This window comes from Pseudoalteromonas sp. S4492, from assembly GCF_005886115.1.
Taxonomy (GTDB): Bacteria; Pseudomonadota; Gammaproteobacteria; order Enterobacterales; family Alteromonadaceae; genus Pseudoalteromonas; species Pseudoalteromonas gelatinilytica.
This window is the reverse complement of record NZ_PNCP01000041.1, coordinates 33,245-51,040: the sequence shown is the minus strand read 5'-3', so window position 1 is coordinate 51,040 and position 17,796 is coordinate 33,245. Positions and strand designations below refer to the sequence as shown.

The following is a 17,796-nucleotide window of genomic DNA, read 5'->3' as shown; positions in this document are numbered from 1 at the left end:
CTGCGCTTTTTTAATGCTACACTGTTAAGAACATTTACCTAGATAAAGAACTAATTTTGAATAATAAAGCACTGAAATATAACTTTGTTTCATTTCTTATTCTGACAATTTTGTTTTTTATCATTGCTACCCTCGCTGCACATTTAGCCAGCCCTACCCGCTACACCATAGATAAAACAGCCCCCATCTACAGTAATACGGCGTATCGAATTGATACCAGTAAAGCGCTGACTCTCGAGCAGTTTTTAGCAGAGCCAGACAAGCTTAAACATCGCCCTTTTAAAGATGTTGAATGGGATTTAGCGGCGCAAGATTATTGGTTAAAGCTTGATTTAGAAAACCGCCAAGCAAAACCTGTGGAGCTGGCAATTCACTTTGATAACCCTATGGTTGATTACCTTAGCGTTTATCATGTTGATGATATGGGGCAGCTTATAGATACAACCGAGTTGGGTGATAAAGTATCTGGTCTTAGTTTGTTTCAGTACAGTACACCGCACAGCATGCTTACAATGCAGGGCTATGAACAAACATCCCTCATTATAAAAATAGATACGGTTGGGATTAGCAAAACACCTATTAATATTTATGGTGAAAAAGAGTTTCAAGACCTACTACGTTCGCAATCAGGAATTTGGGGGATCTTCATTGGTGTGCTGATCATGGCAGCTCTGTATAACTTGGTATTATTTTTAGGGATCCGTGACCGCGTCTACCTTATTTATATAGGCTACATCATCTCAGCACTGCTACTTATGGGCTCAGTGCTCGGCTTTGGTTTTTATTTATGGCCGTTATCGTGGCAAATCTTTTTTAATGAGCAAGTGGTCTTCAGTAACTATGCGATTGCATTTTTCACCGTCGCGTTCTGCACCATGTTCTTACGCTACCATAAAGATAATTGTCGCCTATACAAGCTCAGTATCAGCTTTTTAGCCCTGCTGTTTAGTCTCAGTCTTATCAGCTTTTTTATGCTGGAATACCATTCTTCAAAAATCTTTTTTGCCATCATGGTGCCGTTATACATTTTATGTATTTGCATGATTTACAAAAAGTTGGTGAGCGGTTTTAGGTGGGCAAAGTTTTATGTCATGTCGTGGGTGCCACTGATTGTAGGCGCAGCCATTCAGCCGTTAGAACTTACAGGCTTTATTCCCTACAGCTTTGCCGTTAGGCACATATTTTTAGTCGCCATTCTCTGTGAGATTGTGCTCATGGCAATGGCGCTGGCAGACCGCGTTCGTTATCAACGTGAAAAAGCGCTGTATCATGCAACCCATACTCAACAGACTGAGCTACTTAACCAAGCAATGCTCAAACAAGCCTATATGGCAATTACCTCGGAGCAAAGACTCGCTAACCTTTGCTTAGTGAAAATCGAGCAATTTAATGCCCTAATGAGTATTCTAAAGCCAAGCCAAAGCAGCCAAATAATTATCACTGTTGCCCAATCGCTAGAGCACCAAATTAATAAGAATAGGCAATTTATTAATTTAGAATCGGCGTTAGATAATAGTCCAAAAGTAGCTGACTTAGGCAATGGTGTACTGGCTTTTATTTCTACCAAAATTCAATCACAAGCAGAGCTACACCAAGAACTTAGCAACTTATGCAAACAGCTGCCTAAGCAATATAAAGTGGCAGGCTTAGACCTGCAGCTTTACTACCGCCATAGCATTACCGAACCGGTGAGTGATGATGGCTTTGATATTTGGCTACAACGTGGCTACTTAGGTCTGTCACAAAAGCAGCAAAACATCGACTTTAACACACCGCATATCGATATGGATGTCAGCCTTGCCGCCGAGTTACAACAAGCAATGCGAAGCAATACCTTAGCCATTTACTTACAGCCCATTATTAATTTGCGCAGCGGTGCTATCTGTGGCGCAGAGGCATTGTTACGCTGGCCTACAGCAGGGAAATACCTGGATATTGAGCAACTCATTTTATTGGCTGAACGTACTGGTTTAATTAACGAGTTGAGCTTATGGGTGATTGATCAGGCTTGCCTAGCCGCAGCCCAGCTTAATCGACAAGGCTATCGCGACCATACCATTAGCGTTAATTTAAGTGCCAAGAATCTCGCGATCCCTAAGCTTGTCGAAAAAGTCGAAAACACCATTTTAAAACATGGCATTACTGCGAGTCAGTTAAAGTTTGAGTTAACTGAGTTTGCGCTTATAAAAAACCATGATGAAATGGTTAGCTTTATCAGCGAACTTAATAAACTCGGTAGCAAGGTGGTACTCGATGATTTTGGTACTGGTTACTCGTCGTTAAACTACTTGGTAAATTATTCATTTAGCACGATTAAAGTCGATAAGAGCTTTATTCTGGATTTAGTGAATAACACCACCAACCAAGTAGTGGTAAAAACGGCCATTGATATGGCCCATAACCTCGATATGAATATCACCATCGAAGGAATTGAAGACCAAGAAACAGAAAAAATGCTGATCAAGATGGGCGCAGATCAAGGGCAAGGCTATTATTACAGCAAAGCGGTGCCGATTAATGAGTATCTAAGCTTTATTGCCTCACAATTTAAATAGGCCGTGTTACACTGCCTTTTTTAACATCTTTAGGGGCCATGTAAAGATGCAAGGTACGATCAGAAAATTAAAGTCGACACTGACCTCTCCTGTCGAATATCAACTACCTATCGGTGATGAGCTAGTTTCATTAAATGACTATATTGGTAAGCCGCTCACGCTGACTTTCACCGGCAATATTTTTTGCTGTAACTGTGGTAAAAAAACCAAGAAAAGCTACTCTCAAGGCCACTGTTTTGTCTGTATGCGTAAACTGGCTAGCTGTGACATGTGTATCATGAAACCTGAAACGTGCCATTTTGATAAGGGCACCTGTCGTGAGCCACAGTGGGGTGAAGAAAACTGCATGATCCCGCATTACGTGTATTTAGCCAACACTTCAGGCCTAAAAGTAGGTATTACCCGCCATACTCAAATTCCTACACGCTGGATTGACCAAGGTGCGACGCAAGCTTTACCTATCTTCAAAGTACAAACCCGTCTTCAATCGGGTTTAGTTGAGGTTGCCTTAGCCGAGTTTATTGCTGATAAAACCAATTGGCGAAACATGCTAAAAGGCCAATCTGAAGCGATTGATTTAAAAGCCGCTGCCAGAGAGTTGATCCCACAGATTGATGCTAAGCTGAGTGAGCTTGCAGAGCTATTTGGCGCAACAGCCATTGAAAAGCTCGATGAAGGGGTGGTTGAGCTAGATTACCCAGTAAGTGAATACCCAAGCAAAATCAGCTCTTTTAATTTTGATAAAGCACCAGAAGTATCGGGTATTTTAAAAGGCATTAAAGGCCAGTACTTAATTTTTGATACTGGCGTCATTAATATTCGTAAGTTTACTTCTTACGAAATTAGCCTAGCTTAAGCACTTTTTTCGGTATTAAGATAAAAGTCATACCATTGCTGCTTCGCTATTGGGCGGCAAAAGTAATAGCCTTGAATGGTATCGCAGTTAAGTGAACGTAAGTAATTTAACTGCTCTACCTTCTCTACCCCTTCTGCGACAACATGAATACTCAAGCTTTTCGCCAGGCTAATAATCGCCGTAACAATTTCACTATTACCGTATTCATCGGGCACTTTTGCGATAAAGCTGGCATCTATTTTTAACGTATCAATTGGCAGTTTGGTTAAGTAACTTAAAGCCGAATAGCCCGTTCCAAAGTCATCTAACGTAATATGCACACCTAGCTTTTTAAGCGCGAGTAGCTCTTGCTTAGCCTCACTAAAGTGGCTGATAAAACAGCTTTCAGTAAGCTCTACTTCAAGCTTGTGTGGGTCTACATTGTAACGCTCAAGTAAGCGCTCAACATTCGATGCTAATTGTCCCTGACGTAAGTGATTAGCCGAAATATTAATTGCTAAGCGCCCAGCTTCAATGCCTTGTTGCTGCCATTTTTCTAACTCTATACAGGCCTGCTCGATGACCCATAAATCAAGTTTCACAATTAGGCCTAGCTCTTCAGCAAGAGGGATAAACTTAGCAGGTGAAATCACTCCAAGGTTTGGCTCATGCCAACGTAACAGTGCCTCTACCCCTAAAATTTTGCCTGAATTTAATTGCTGCTTAGGTTGGAAATAAAGCTCAAACTCATCGCTTTCGATGGCGTTTTGTAATCGGCTCATCATAGCCAATCGCTCTAAAGAGCGTGCATTCATCGCTGGTTTGAATAATTGAAATGAATTACGGCCCACCTCCTTAGCACGGTACATAGCAATATCAGCATGCTTAAGCAGTGTAGCGCTATCTACGCCATCATCAGGGTAAACCGCCGCGCCAATAGAGGCAGTAATCGCAACCACGTGCTCGTTAATAGCAAGCGGCATACTCACTTGCTGCAAGACTTGCTCGGCAAAGTTTAGAAGTGTTTCAACCCGATTTACTTCACATAGCAGAACAAACTCATCGCCACCTAAGCGTGCAAGGGTATCCCCTTCAGGTAGAATTGATAAAATACGCTCTGCCACTTGCTGCAATAAGTTATCGCCAGCGTCATGCCCTAAGCTGTCGTTAACCTCTTTAAAGCGATCTAAGTCGATAAACATCACCGCTAATAGATCGTGGTTTCGCTTGGCGGTGCTAAGAGCAATTGAGAGTCTGTCATGAAATAAGCGGCGATTAGGCAGGCCTGTTAGCTCATCGTAATAGGCGAGCTGGGCAATTTTTTCTTCTGCACGTTTGCGCTCTGTAATATCGCTAAAAATTGCCGCATAAAGTACTTCATCAAAGTTAGGATCTTTTATTTGAATAATGGTGAGCCACTCAACATACTCTTCACCATCTTTTTTGCAATTGCAGATCTCTCCTTGCCAGACCCCTTCGTATTCAATGGCATGCCACATTTTTTGATAAAACGAGCGACTATGTTTTGTAGAGCTTAAAATATTGGGGCGCTTACCAATTACTTCATGCTCGGCAAAGCCGGTCAGTTTAGTAAAAGCAGGGTTAACTTGAATAATCGTGCCGTCTTTACGGGTTAGCATGATGCCATCGAGTGAAGCATCAATAATTTTATTTGCCAAAAACAAGTTACGTTGTGACTTTTGCAAAGCAATATCACGCTGCTCAATTGCCCGCTCAAGTTCGCAGCAATAAGCTGACTCAATCTCTGTGATCAAATCAGCAAATGAAATCACCCCGCAAATTTCATCATCTCTGACCACCAAATGACGCACATTACGCTCTGTCATAGTGCGATACGCATCAAATAAACTGCTTTCACAATCAATTTCAATGAGCGGGTAGCTAGCATATTGCCAACAAGGATTTAGCCACTCGGTTTGAATGATCAGCTCAACAATATCACGCTGAGTAATAATACCGTGCAGTTCAAGCTCTTGGTTATAAACCAGTACACTATCAAGGCGGCCTGCCCGCATCAGTTGCACAACCTCTTCTATCGGTGTTTGCGCATCAACTATCTTTAGGTCAGTGCGATACTGCTCATGAATAGGCCGAAATTGTAGGTAGTGGTCCAAACCTTGGTTATGCACAATATCTGAAAGGTTTAACATACCTGCAGGCTGGTTCTCGCTATCCATCACCAATAAATGGCGAATGCCATGCTGTTGAAAACGCAAGGTTGCATCACTGACTGAGCATTGATTTGGCACCGTAATAACAGGCGCTGACATGACCTCGTGAATGGCTAGGTTTTTATAAAGCGGGCTGCTGATGTCAATTTTCAAACAATCAGCTTCCGTCCAAATCCCAACCACGGATTGCTCATGCTTGATAAAAATCGCCGTCACATTGTGAACATGCATCAACCTCACCGCATCGACCAAAGGCGTATGCGCAGGACACGATACCAGCTTTTGCGAAAAGACATCACTGACCTTTTGATGTCGTCTTGGTTGATTCATAAGTCGACTTTCCTAGTTCTTACATGAATTGGCAATTATAATCATTTCAACCTTGGCAACTTTGACACAGGACAATAAATGCACTCATCATTTCCTAAGATTATCTTTTCTGCTCATGAAATAGCGTTAGTAGAAGATGAAGCCGATATAGAAAGCTTTGTATATGGTTTGAGTGAAGAGCAGCAGCAAGAAGCTATCTTGCTTTTAACAACAGGGCAGTATGTCAACTTGCAGGGAGAAAGCGTGAAAGCGTTAACTGACGTTGAGCTTGCGAATAGAGTGACAGAATATCTAGCACAAGAAGGAGTGTGCTGCTTAAGTAAGGTTACTCGGCTTGCACCACCGCAAGCCTTTGCGATGCTGGTAGATTAAGGGGCATCCACCAGCGCTTTAATGTGCGCAACGGCACTGCGACCAAGGGCTGATAAAGCATAGCCACCTTCAAGATAAGAGATAATCCCCTTGCAATCTTGTTGCTGACAAAACTCTGCTAGCTGTGTGGTTAGCCATGCGTAATCGTCTTCAACAAACTTCAAGCTTGCCATGTCATCTTCAAGATGAGCATCAAACCCGGCGCTAATAAACAATAGTTCAGGTTTAAATTCATTGAGTTTTGGCAACCACTGCTCAAGATAAACAGCTTTTAAGTCATTACCATCACTGGCAATTGGCAGCGGTGAGTTCACTAACGTCGCGTTATTTTCAACGGCGGTATTTGGGTAAAACGGGTGTTGAAACAAAGAGCAAAACAACACAGTGTCATCATCTAAAAAGATATCTTGTGTGCCGTTGCCATGGTGTACATCAAAGTCCAAAATAGCGATGCGTTTTACACCTTTGCTTTGCGCGTACTTCACGGCAATGGCTAGGTTATTAAAAACGCAAAATCCTGCAGAGGTACTGCGGTTTGCATGATGTCCTGGTGGTCTAACAGAACAAAACGCGGCATCCAGCTTATCATCAAGGATTTCATCAACGGCGAGTAATCCAGCGCCAACGGCTCGTTCAATCGCTTTCATTGAATCTGGGCACAGCCATGTGTCGCCGTCTAATTCAGCAAGCCCTTCAGCGGGAATTGTTTGCTCTACATGACTAACCAAAGATTCATCATGAGCACGTAAAAAATCGTCGCGGCTGGCTTTAGGAGCTTGTAAGTGAGTAATTGCCACATCAACACCACTTGCTAGCAAGCGGTCGGTGATCACATCTAAACGCGCGGGGCATTCGGGGTGATCCTCAATCATTTTATGTTTACGACAAAATGGATGTGAGATAACTGCCGTTCTCATAATACGCTCCTTGAATTATTTTCCCCCAGTATAACAAAGCCACCTAACGGTGGCTTTGCGACTTTGGTTTACTTTTTAGCGCGTAAATCTAAATTTCTAAAGTCAAAACTAAAGTCTGTGACCGCCGTTGAGACAGCGCGCATTTTCGCACTACTCACTCGGTTATCAGGGCTCATTTGAAACTCAATGTAAGCATCGGCTTCAAGTAACTTTTCATCCCACTTAACAATGAACGTATTGCCTGTGTAATGCTCAAGCTGACCTTTCAAACGCTTTGTATGTGTAAAATCAATACGTAGCTGGCCATTTAACTCTTCAATAACCACATCACCATACCAGTTGTCATGCAGCGTGCCTGTGTAGTTGATGTTCGGTAATTTTGGTTGATAATCCGCAGGTGTTTCTGGTTTTGCGTTTGCGTAAGCTTCTTTTTTACCTTCAAAGTGCTTTTTGGCAAGATCTTCAACCCAGTCTTTATCTTCAAGATCTAATGCATCTTCTAGCACTTCATAGGTCACTGCAGAGAGCGCGCTAAACGCTTGCTGGTTACTCAGAATAACAATACCAAGGTTTTTCTCAGGTACTAAAGTCACTTGAGACACCATACCTAAGATACCACCACCGTGGCCTAGCTTTTTAATGCCGTGGAAATCTTCAATGCTCCAACCTAAACCATAACCTCTAAATTGTTGGTGGTAAGCTTCATAAGCACTTTTTGATGCCATTGAGGTAATGTGCGGATGCCACATTTGTTGCTGCTGCTTTTCAGTGAATAACTGCTGGCCATTTGGCATTTTGCCATGAGCAAGCTGCGTGCGTAGCCATTGGCTCATGTCGCTCACGCTTGATGCAATCGCACCAGCGCCACGGAAATCTTCAAGGTAGTTCACAAAAAATGGATGAAGTTGGCCATCCATTGGAATATGACCTGTCGCCCAGTTTTTATTGCTACTAGGAATACGTGAAAAACCTGCACGTGAGTTTTTCATATCAAGTGGCTGAAGAATATTCTTCTCGATGTAATCATTCCAGCTCATGCCTGAAACACGGGCTACTACCTCACCGGCTGTTACAAACATTAAGTTGTTATACGCGTATTTACTGCGAAAGCTACTCGCTGGTTTTAAGTATTTTAGACCTGCGATGATTTCCTCAATTGATTTGTCAGTATCAGGCCAAATCATTAAGTCGCCTTGTCCTAAGCCCAAGCCGCTACGGTGGCTTAGTAAATCGCGAATGGTCATTTCACGCGTGACATAAGGGTCATAAAGACGAAACTCTGGTAGATGATCAATCACTTTGTCATCCCAACTCAGCTTACCTTCATCAATTAATTTAGCTAACGCTGCTGCGGTGAATGCTTTGGTGTTTGACGCGATACCGAATAAGGTGTCTTTATTTACTTTTTTACCCGTATCAAGGTTTGCGATACCAAAGCCTTTAGCTAATACGACTTTATCATTTTCAACAATCGCCACTGCCATACCCGGCACATCAAAACGTGCCATTGAAGTTTCGATTACTTTTTCAATTTTCTTACTATCGATATCAGCATAACTGTAAAACGAACAGCTTGATAACAGCGCCGCGGCAACGGCTAATTTACGAAATGTCATAATGTCCCTTGGTGATTTTTATTGTTGTGAATAGCGAACTCTCTCGCTGCTCGGGTTTTATCTGGATCATCGCAACTTGGTCTTGCGAGTATTGCTTCACTGTAATGATTTGGTACACCTGCTTCAAGCGCTCCGCGATGAACATGCTGAAGATACCAGTCGAATGGCAGTAAAGACTCATCTAAGGTGTTAGCAATATAACAATGGGCAGCAAGTTGCTCGCCATCAATGAGTTCAACTGTAATATCCACACAGTCATAACGCGGCCCTTCAATGTCATCTAGAATCGACTTTTCAGCTTCGTTTAACTGATACACAACGCCATACACTAAGGCATCTAGCTGCGCTGTTTTACGCACGCTGCATTTCGCAGAGCCATCGGTACTCACCATATCAAACGTCAGCTCATAGCCTTTTAAAATAGCTGTGCCCACCCGCTTTGCTTCAGGCAACCTTGCCAGCAATCGACTCGATGACATATTTGAACCAAATGAAAAGTTATACAGCGCCATATTCACCTCACACAACAACGCGAATAGCTAAGGCAATTAAGATCACCCCAATGCCTCTATCAAACCAGTATCCGCTTTTTAAGAAAAATGCTCGCACTGATGCTTTTGATAACACCAATGATAAAAATGAAAACCACAGCCAAGTCGCCATTGCCATATACACGCCATATCCAGCCTGCACTAAAACAGGTGTGTCAGGGCTAATCACAAGAGTAAACAACGACATAAAGAACAGTGTTGCTTTGGGGTTAAGGGCATTGGTAAAAAAGCCGCGTCGAAATGCTTTATACACAGATTCAGGCTCAGCAGGAGCAAGAGTTTGCTGCGTACTATCGGTAGGTTTTGCGCTACGTAATGCTTGTACACCTAAGAAAGCCAAATAAGCCCCTGCAAGGTATTTTAAAGCCATAAATAAGCTAGGCGACTGCGATAAAATTAACGCCACACCTAATACACAATAAGCAATATGCAAAAGAATAGCCGCACCAACACCGGCACTGGTCCACAGCGCATTTTTACGACCCTGTTGAATACTTTGCTTGAGTACAATTGCAAAATCAGGGCCTGGGCTTGCTACTGCAAAAAAGTGAGCAATGGCTATCAATAAAAACTCATCTAAATACTGCACTCAATATTACCCTACTGCTTGTTCATCTAATGCCAATAACAACGGATTTGCACTGTCACTCACCAATGCTTTAATTTGCTTTTGCGCTTTTTTATATTGGCTGCGTAAATGGGGTTTTAAAAACTTCTTCGACTGATTATCCCCTTTAAAATGCGTAACTAGCGCATGCATAAATAGCGTTTGTGGCTCAGTCAGCGCCGCTTGGCGATTGGCATAAGGGTTATAACCGCAGCCGCAGCCTCCTTTAAATTGATACACCGTATTACTCATCATTACCCCAAAGCCTAAATAGCATGCCAATGCATCGCTCGCTTGCGGTAAGTACTCTTTACCGCCGGGCGGTAAGACACCCACATGGTGAATCAAAATAGTCGCTAAGGTACCAGCAAAACTTGCCACTAAATCTTGTGGTTGATTGATTTGGTTCGGGTTAAACGAGATATTCACCGGATGATTTGCCGGTACAATTAAACTTGCCTCGCTACCGCGTAAACTGTCTTGAAACTCAAAATGCGGAAACACCTGCGGTGTAAGCCCAGATGGCGCAACTAAGTTAATTGGCCACGCCTGCATACCCGCATACTCAACAACCCGACTAAATACCTTTTCAGCCATTTCACTGACGCTCGACACCCTATCCGGAAAGAACTGCCCGTTAGGTAAAATGATTTGTGTGTGTTTTAAAAAATATTCACTATCAAAGTGCTCAACTGCCCATAAAAAGGTATCGATTAACCACTGCTGCTCTTGCTCATCAACAACTGGAGCTGACTTAAATAACGCTAACATAAATTACTCTTGTGATTGTGCCCATTGCCATGCATCCGTATTGTAAAGAGGCACAGTTGATAAAGCATGATGATGGCTGCCGCTCGACTCTTTCGTTGAATAAGACAAATATAAAAGAGTACGTGTTGGCGCATCATAAATACGACGTACTTTTAACGATTTAAACAAAATACTTTTCGATGACTTAAAAACCACTTCGCCCGATTTACTACGGTCAATTTGCTGTAATTGTTCAGCGGTAATGGGGCCAGTTTGACGACATGCAATAGACATATCAGATGGATCAGCAAAATCAAGATTCGCTTCAATATGGCTGATGTGGCAAGTAACACCGCTTATAAGCGGATCTTGTTGTGATACCACTTTAATATCTTTGGTCGTGAATAATCCTAAACTCACCGAAGCAGCGTCATCCGAGCAACCGCTCAACAAAATCAATGGCGCAGTAAGTGCCGCTAATTTTAGTAACTTCATCCTAGTGTTCCTTATTAAAAAGCGATAGTTGTCCGTTTACAACGATTTGCTTGCTATGTTTCAATACTATCTCAAAATATCTTCAACAACGAGCACCTAAACAATGAAAAAATCGCTTGGTTTACTGTGTTTAATGTTCTTAAGTAGTACCGCTCACGCTGGCTACTCTATTAGCGCTGGTTTCGGCAAAAACTTTACTAACTCGGTGCAAACCGAAGAAAACCTAAAAATTGAGCTTGAGGATGACAGCCATTTTACAGTCAGCCTAGATAGAACCATTGATAATGCTCGCTATGGGTTCTTTTATTCAGCAACCGAACTAGATATGAAAGACCAAACCAAAAATCAAGTCGAGATGCAATACCTGCTCTTTCAAAGTGCTGTAGAAGTGCCATTAGCTGACCGTGTAGTTGGTTTTGTGGGTGCCCAAATTGGCGCAAATCATGTCAGTACTGACTTTGCCGACTCCGATACGTTTTTTACCTCAGGCCTTTATGCCGGCGCAGATTATTTAATTACCGAACAAGCCCGGGTTTATGTTGAAACTCGCTGGCTGGCAACTATTGTAAATAATGCAAGTAACGTATCGTGCACATTGCCAACCTCAGAAGACAATCAATGTCTATGGCACTTTGATGGTGATGTGTTAAACCAATTTCAAACAAACATCGGTTTTAGTTACCGCTTTTAAGGAAGACCCCATGCCGCACATTGTTATAGAACACTCAGAAGACTTACCAATTCTGCCACAAGTGTTAGTTGAAAAAGTCCATAAAGCTGCGTTTGACTCTGGCTTATTTGAACTTTCGACCATAAAGACTCGTGCAATTGCTTATCAGCATTACGAATTAGGAGAAGGTAAAGATGGCTTTATCCACATCGGCGCATCAATCATGGCAGGCAGAACCATAGAGCAAAAGCAAATGCTCAGTGAGCAATTGCTAAGTTGCTTAAAAACATATTGTCGCCGCTCGTATAGCCTAAGCGTTAATATTTACGATATGGATGCTGATATTTACCGTAAGTGTTAATTACTTTGGCAAATAGGCTGCCGGTAAGCGCTTGATTTCTATCTCAGGCGATAAGTACGCAGTGTAAACTAGCCAACGCTCATTGGGTATGTAGGTCAGACCCGATGAGCGACTATAAGCTCGCTCAGGTAAGGCAATTAAATCATGATGCTGCTTACTTGCTAAGTCGTAGTAGCTAATCCGGTAATCACCTAGGCGCTCTTTATAATAATAAATACGCCCCTCATGGTACGCGTTCTTTGCCACCAGCAACCAGGCATAACTGCGCGCTAATTTAATATCATTCACCAGCATTTCTTCAACACCCGTATCATGATGTTTAATCCAAATAGCATGGCGGGAATTAGTAAATAAAAAATCGCCCGTTTGTGTTTCTACGCCATACTGCGCTGGCACCTCAATTGCTTTGCCGAGGCTTTTACCTGTTAAGTCATAACGGTAAAGATAGTCTCCATCAGACACCAAAATATGCTGGCTATCCGCGCTAAATTTGGGTTTAACTGCATGACTAAATGGCAGTTTGATTTGTTGGCTTTGCTCTACTTTGAAATCATAAAAATATAAGCGGGTGCTGCCATTGTCATACAATGAAAACAAAATATAGCGTCCATCGGCTGACCAAGTTGGATCACGAATTTCCCCGGTGTTATGAGCAAAGTCAGTAAGCTGCTTTCGCGAGCTGCTATCGGGGTTAACAATCCAAAGCTGTGAACTGCCCGATTCATTCGACACATACAGCAGTTTATTTTGCTGCTGATTATATTCAGGGAATAGCGAGCTAAAATTGGTCGACAACATAGAAAACGGCGAATTGGCCACTTGTTCGTCGATTTTCAGCCGCGTGATCACCTTATCTAAATCCCACTGATGATAATAAACACTGCCATCGCTACTGTAATTAGGTGAGCTCATGCCAGCAATTTGCGTGTTGATTAGGGTCTGATTATTAATATCGTAGAAATAACCATAACGTTTACCACCCTCAACAGCACTAAACGCCAGTTGCTCCTTAGATGGATGCCAATCCACACCATGAATATCAACAAAGTCATGAGTTAAGCGTTGGCTTTGTCCTGTTTTTACATCAATTAAAAACAGCGCTTTTTGATTGTTTTTAACATTACGTGTAACCACAACTCGCTGTGCATCAGGCGAAAACGACACAGACTCATATACAGTGCCGCAATCATCATTACAAGGAATAACGGTTTCTTTTGTTTGTTTTGCCTGTAAATCAAGCAGTTTGATACGAGTGACATAGTCACCAGACTCGCTAGTGTGATCAGCAATGTAGGCTAAGGTTTTACCATCACTACTGATATCAAGATCAGGCGCATAGTTATTACTGCACTGCCCTAGCACGACACTAGTGGCGTTTATCAAAGACAGTTTTACAATTTCACAAACATCAGAGGCCGTGCGGTAATAGTACAAAGTATTGGCATCGGGGCTAAACACTGAGCGTCCTTCGGTAAACGGTGAGTCTGTTAATTGCTTTGCTGGGTGCTCAGGAAAATGTAAATCCCGTAAATATAGATTATTTTGTTTACCAAGCTGTCGCCATGAATACACCAAATAGTGTTGGTCATTAGAAATTGAAGGATAAATCTCACGACCGGGGCTTGCCGTCACGCTTTCGATGCTATTAAGCGGTAGCACAAAGCTTGTATTTGTTTGCTTAGCAGGCGAAGAGAACAACCAATACATCACCACCAAGCTAATGACACACAAAGCCACAAACAGCTGGCGAATTTGCGCCCCTGTTACACTAAAGCCTATAGGGTTTTCTTTATCCGCTGCGTCTATTGGCTCGGGCTTTAACAAAACGCGATAACCCGTTTTACGTAATGTCTCTATGTAAGTTTGTTCTGGATCGAGTTCTTTGAATGCTTTTCGTAAATGCCAAATTGCATTTGTTAGGGCTTTTTCACCCACGTAAAAATTGCCTTCCCATACATGATTGATGAGCTCTTCACGGGTGATTGGTTCGGGGTATCGCGCCACTAAGCAAGCTAACAGCTCAATAAACTTAGGCTGCAAAAGCTGTTCACTGCCATTACAGATCAGTTTATTTTCGAGCGGGTTAACAATGCATGAGCCCAGCTGATAAGCGCGATTAAATGTTTCCATTAACTCTAAATAAAACCCCATTTTAGAAGTACAGCAGTATAAAGCCCTAACAATTTATCTTAAAAATGGCCCTTTCACCAGCTTTAACGTTGCAAAACAGTTAACAACACCAACCATGCAAACAACTGATTTATAAAGAATAGATATTCAATAGATGTAAAATAGAGACATAAACGAGCCACCTAATATTGTAGTTAAGTTCACATTTCTATAAATATTTTCACGTCAATACCGACCAACCAGAGTGCTGCTCACTGTATATTTTAACTGCCCTTAAAAGAGCATCACTCTGGTTCCAAAAACTAAAAATAAAACAACTAGGAACGCCTGTGAGAAATCTACTAACCAAACCTTGTGCTATTGCACTTGCTGTTGCCAGTGGTTTTAGCCAACATGCATTTGCCAATGAGGCTGAGATTGCCCGCACTGCCAACACCACCCCAACAGCCAATGAACAAACTGAAGAGCCGGAAAAAATCGTTGTAACGGGTTCACGTATTAAACGCGATAGCTTTTCAATTCCGACACCGCTGGTCACAATGGACCGTGAAGCCATTGCCGATACAGGTTTAACCAACTTATCTGATATTTTGGTTGATAACATGCCTGCTCTTAGCGAGAGCATAGGTAATACCACCAGCCAATCAAGTGTTTCAGCGACCGGTTTATCGACGGTTCAACTTCGAGATTTAGGCGCAAACCGTACCCTCACACTGATTGATGGTCGTCGTGTTGTTTCTAATAGCTATAGCGGCAACTATGTAAGTTTAAATACCATTCCGAGCGGCATGGTTGAGCGCGTTGAAATAATCAGTGGTGGCGCATCTGCAACCTATGGTGCCGATGCTGTAGCAGGTGTAGTGAATATCATCACCCAATCAAAAAAAGAAGGCTTTGATTTTAAAGCGAACACAGGTGAAACCACCGATGGCGGCGGTAAAGAGTTTACCCTTGATTTAAACTACGGCAGCTCGTTTGCTGACGAACGTGGTTATGCTTACTTCAGTGCCAACTGGGACCGTGATTTCGGTATGAGCTATTACGACCGTAAACGCGCGCAAGTAGAAGACGCTTATCGCTATGATGATGAGCAGATGTGTAACCAAATGCTGACTAAAGATGGTTATCAGTGTATGCGCGATATCACACAAGCTGATTGGGTGAGTAAGAGCGACGGTATTCCGGGCGGTGTGTTCTTAGAAAATAGTAACAACGACACTCAGTTTTGGTATGACGGTCAAACTCTACGTGATGATTGGAAAGACAACGAAGAAATTTACGGTGTGAATTCAAATCAATACGTGATGCTTGATGTTCCAAGCGATAACGTTTCAGCGGCAGTGAAAATCGATTACGACTTAACTGACGATGTAATGTTCTACGCACAAGTACAATACAGTGAAAGCGGTTCGTTTAACGATAAGTCACCTGAAGATGAATACGAAGGTGCCTATGTACCACGTTACGACCCTACCACTGGCGAGCCCCTTGCAGATGTGGCACCGGGTTATATCCCAATCGACAACCCATATGTGCCACAAGAAATCCTTGATGCTAACCCATATAAAAATCGCATTTATTGGGATCGCCGCTTCAGTGAAGTGGGTAATATCAGCACCGATAATACCCGTAAAACGATTCGTAGCTGGGCAGGTCTTCAAGGCACCCTATTTAACGGCGAGTGGGACTGGGATCTATCAGCAAGTTATGGTCGTTTCACCCAGCACCAAGTTCGTAGCAATGAGTTAAATACCGTAAAACTTAATCAAGCTTTGCAAGCTGAACAGTTAGCAGATGGCACCATTCAATGTATTGATGAAGCAGCTCGCGCAGAGGGCTGTGTACCAATTAACCTATTTGGTGAAGGCTCTGTCACCGAGGAAATGGCTGCTTGGATCCGCACCAACCCAATTATTGATACTGAAATAAAACAATATGGCGTGGTTGGCTACATCACAGGTGACTTATTTGAATTACCAGCTGGCTCCGTATCTGCTGTATTTGGTGGTGAATACCGTAAAGATAGTCAGGACCTTTCAACCAGCGACGATATGAAAGGCGGCGGCATTACCTTTAACTATGTACCAAATTTTTATGGTGAAGTTGAAGTCTATGAAGCCTTTGCAGAACTTGCAATCCCGCTGTTAAAAGATGCCCCTTTAGCAAAAAGCCTAAGCGCAGAAACCTCATTACGTTTAGCAAATTACAGCATGGATAATGTGGATACCGTTGCCAGCTACAAGCTAGGCGTATTTTGGGAGCCAGTCGAAGGCTATGCATTTAGAGCAAACTACGCCCGTGCTCAACGTGCGCCAACAATCACAGAGCTAATGTCACCACCGCGTGGCGATTACGACAGCTATGATGATATTTGTGACGGTTTAACGGCAACATCAACCAAACCTGGTCACGATAACTGCCGCAAAGAGCCTACGTTAGCTTCGCAGCTTGCTGCTGATCCAGACTTTGAATTTAGCGATGAGAACAACAGCTACTCACCGGGGACTGGTAACGAAAATCTAAAAGAGGAAACCGCAGATACTTACACCTTTGGTATCACCGTCGCTCCAGCATTTTTAGAAAACTTTAATCTTGCCGTTGATTACTACGATATTGCCATTGTTGATGCGATTTCGCAGATCAGTAATGAAAACATCATGCGTGAGTGCTACAACTCTGAAGCTGCATGGGGCGAAGACAACGTATTTTGTAATGACATTACCCGTAACAGCGAAGGTAATATTATTAAAATCTTACAACGTCAATATAACCTCGATGAGCTCACTGCTCGCGGTTACGATGTAGTTGCACAGTACAAACTCGATTTAGATAACCTAGGTCAGTTATCGTTTAAACTAGATTACAACCATGTAATCGAAAACTCGCAAACCTATGAAGGGCTTGATGGCAGCTTAGTGACTAGCCACTACGCAGGTTACGGTAGCAGCAAAGATAAAGCTTCGATGTCAGTAACATGGCGAAACGACAACTTACGTATTCGCTGGCGCACTAATTACTTAGGTTCATTCATTGCAAGCCAAAGTCTTGAAGAAGATTACCAAGAGTATGTTGCCGAAAACGATGCTCGCTGTGAGGCTGGTGAAGATACATGTATCAGTAACCCAGAGAAACTTGCCTACCAAGATTATGGCTCGTTCTTAAAACACAGCATTTCAGCGTCTTACACCATGTCACTGAGTGAGCAGAGCCAACTGCGCGTATTCGGTGGTGTAAATAACGTGTTCGATAATAAAGGGGATTTCTACCCTTCAGGACGCGGTAATTACTATAGCGCATACGGCGGTGGTGCAGGTCGCTACGTGTATGTAGGTGCTCAATATAGCTTTTAAGCACATATGAAGATCCCCAGCTAGGCTGACAACAAAGGCGCATTTTTAATGCGCCTTTTATCTTT

At 42.7% G+C, this 17,796-nt stretch carries 14 protein-coding genes; 6 read left to right on the top strand and 8 right to left on the bottom strand.

Annotation, left to right across the window (positions count from 1 at the left end; all coding sequences use genetic code 11):
- Positions 1 to 56 precede the first annotated feature (56 nt).
- Positions 57 to 2,555 carry an EAL domain-containing protein gene (locus tag CWC28_RS13815; RefSeq protein ID WP_138625278.1) on the top strand — a complete coding sequence of 833 codons (2,499 nt, stop codon included), beginning with the start codon at positions 57 to 59 and terminating at the stop codon, positions 2,553 to 2,555.
- A gap of 46 nt (positions 2,556 to 2,601) precedes the next feature.
- Entirely contained in the window at positions 2,602 to 3,411 is an 810-nt protein-coding gene (locus CWC28_RS13810; RefSeq protein ID WP_105181314.1) for a DUF2797 domain-containing protein, read from the top strand.
- Here the strand turns inward: CWC28_RS13810 and CWC28_RS13805 are convergent.
- Positions 3,408 to 5,912 carry an EAL domain-containing protein gene (locus CWC28_RS13805; RefSeq protein WP_138625277.1) on the bottom strand — a complete coding sequence of 835 codons (2,505 nt, stop codon included), beginning with the start codon at positions 5,910 to 5,912 and terminating at the stop codon, positions 3,408 to 3,410. The two genes, CWC28_RS13810 and CWC28_RS13805, sit on opposite strands and share 4 nt — an antisense overlap.
- Positions 5,913 to 5,990: 78 nt before the next feature.
- Here CWC28_RS13805 and CWC28_RS13800 point away from each other — a divergent pair, with 78 nt between their 5' ends.
- Positions 5,991 to 6,284 (top strand): hypothetical protein, encoded by a 294-nt coding sequence (locus tag CWC28_RS13800; RefSeq protein WP_105181316.1) that lies wholly within the window; start codon positions 5,991 to 5,993, stop codon positions 6,282 to 6,284.
- Here CWC28_RS13800 and CWC28_RS13795 read toward each other — a convergent pair.
- From CWC28_RS13795 to CWC28_RS13770, 6 genes are all read right to left on the bottom strand, one after another.
- On the bottom strand, positions 6,281 to 7,201 hold the full coding sequence (locus CWC28_RS13795) for a histone deacetylase family protein (RefSeq protein ID WP_063703013.1): 921 nt from the start codon (positions 7,199 to 7,201) through the stop codon (positions 6,281 to 6,283). The two genes, CWC28_RS13800 and CWC28_RS13795, sit on opposite strands and share 4 nt — an antisense overlap.
- A 68-nt stretch (positions 7,202 to 7,269) precedes the next feature.
- Entirely contained in the window at positions 7,270 to 8,817 is a 1,548-nt protein-coding gene (locus CWC28_RS13790) for a serine hydrolase (RefSeq protein WP_063703012.1), read from the bottom strand.
- Positions 8,814 to 9,329 (bottom strand): gamma-glutamylcyclotransferase family protein, encoded by a 516-nt coding sequence (locus CWC28_RS13785; RefSeq protein ID WP_119852453.1) that lies wholly within the window; start codon positions 9,327 to 9,329, stop codon positions 8,814 to 8,816. The genes CWC28_RS13790 and CWC28_RS13785 overlap by 4 nt, the downstream gene beginning before the upstream one ends.
- A gap of 7 nt (positions 9,330 to 9,336) precedes the next feature.
- The gene (locus CWC28_RS13780; protein WP_138625276.1) at positions 9,337 to 9,957 is read right to left on the bottom strand and encodes a LysE family translocator; all 621 of its coding nucleotides are present in this window, start codon (positions 9,955 to 9,957) and stop codon (positions 9,337 to 9,339) included.
- A gap of 6 nt (positions 9,958 to 9,963) precedes the next feature.
- On the bottom strand, positions 9,964 to 10,746 hold the full coding sequence (locus CWC28_RS13775) for a hypothetical protein (RefSeq protein WP_063703008.1): 783 nt from the start codon (positions 10,744 to 10,746) through the stop codon (positions 9,964 to 9,966).
- Between the two features lie 3 nt (positions 10,747 to 10,749).
- A complete protein-coding gene (locus CWC28_RS13770; protein WP_054551027.1) occupies positions 10,750 to 11,220 on the bottom strand; it encodes a CreA family protein in 471 nt (156 codons plus the stop codon).
- Positions 11,221 to 11,323: 103 nt separating this feature from the next.
- On the opposite strand from CWC28_RS13770, the gene CWC28_RS13765 reads away from it, so the two are divergent.
- Both CWC28_RS13765 and CWC28_RS13760 read left to right on the top strand, forming a co-directional pair.
- The gene (locus CWC28_RS13765; RefSeq protein ID WP_063703006.1) at positions 11,324 to 11,911 is read left to right on the top strand and encodes an outer membrane beta-barrel protein; all 588 of its coding nucleotides are present in this window, start codon (positions 11,324 to 11,326) and stop codon (positions 11,909 to 11,911) included.
- 10 nt (positions 11,912 to 11,921) lie between these two features.
- The gene (locus tag CWC28_RS13760; protein ID WP_063703004.1) at positions 11,922 to 12,251 is read left to right on the top strand and encodes a 5-carboxymethyl-2-hydroxymuconate Delta-isomerase; all 330 of its coding nucleotides are present in this window, start codon (positions 11,922 to 11,924) and stop codon (positions 12,249 to 12,251) included.
- Here the strand turns inward: CWC28_RS13760 and CWC28_RS13755 are convergent, their stop codons facing one another.
- Entirely contained in the window at positions 12,252 to 14,381 is a 2,130-nt protein-coding gene (locus CWC28_RS13755; protein ID WP_063703002.1) for a winged helix-turn-helix domain-containing protein, read from the bottom strand.
- Positions 14,382 to 14,710: 329 nt separating this feature from the next.
- On the opposite strand from CWC28_RS13755, the gene CWC28_RS13750 reads away from it, so the two are divergent.
- Positions 14,711 to 17,731: a TonB-dependent receptor plug domain-containing protein gene (locus CWC28_RS13750; RefSeq protein WP_105174889.1), complete on the top strand. Its 3,021-nt coding sequence runs from the start codon at positions 14,711 to 14,713 to the stop codon at positions 17,729 to 17,731.
- The last annotated feature ends 65 nt before the right edge of the window (positions 17,732 to 17,796 follow it).

Bases quoted from the DNA above. Each gene is read 5' to 3' on its own strand.
- CWC28_RS13810 (WP_105181314.1), top strand. From the start codon at position 2,602: ATGCAAGGTACGATCAGAAAATTAAAGTCGACACTGACCTCTCCTGTC.
- CWC28_RS13805 (WP_138625277.1), bottom strand. From the start codon at position 5,912: ATGAATCAACCAAGACGACATCAAAAGGTCAGTGATGTCTTTTCGCAA.
- CWC28_RS13800 (WP_105181316.1), top strand. From the start codon at position 5,991: ATGCACTCATCATTTCCTAAGATTATCTTTTCTGCTCATGAAATAGCG.
- CWC28_RS13795 (WP_063703013.1), bottom strand. From the start codon at position 7,201: ATGAGAACGGCAGTTATCTCACATCCATTTTGTCGTAAACATAAAATG.
- CWC28_RS13790 (WP_063703012.1), bottom strand. From the start codon at position 8,817: ATGACATTTCGTAAATTAGCCGTTGCCGCGGCGCTGTTATCAAGCTGT.
- CWC28_RS13785 (WP_119852453.1), bottom strand. From the start codon at position 9,329: ATGGCGCTGTATAACTTTTCATTTGGTTCAAATATGTCATCGAGTCGA.
- CWC28_RS13775 (WP_063703008.1), bottom strand. From the start codon at position 10,746: ATGTTAGCGTTATTTAAGTCAGCTCCAGTTGTTGATGAGCAAGAGCAG.
- CWC28_RS13770 (WP_054551027.1), bottom strand. From the start codon at position 11,220: ATGAAGTTACTAAAATTAGCGGCACTTACTGCGCCATTGATTTTGTTG.
- CWC28_RS13765 (WP_063703006.1), top strand. From the start codon at position 11,324: ATGAAAAAATCGCTTGGTTTACTGTGTTTAATGTTCTTAAGTAGTACC.
- CWC28_RS13760 (WP_063703004.1), top strand. From the start codon at position 11,922: ATGCCGCACATTGTTATAGAACACTCAGAAGACTTACCAATTCTGCCA.
- CWC28_RS13755 (WP_063703002.1), bottom strand. From the start codon at position 14,381: ATGGAAACATTTAATCGCGCTTATCAGCTGGGCTCATGCATTGTTAAC.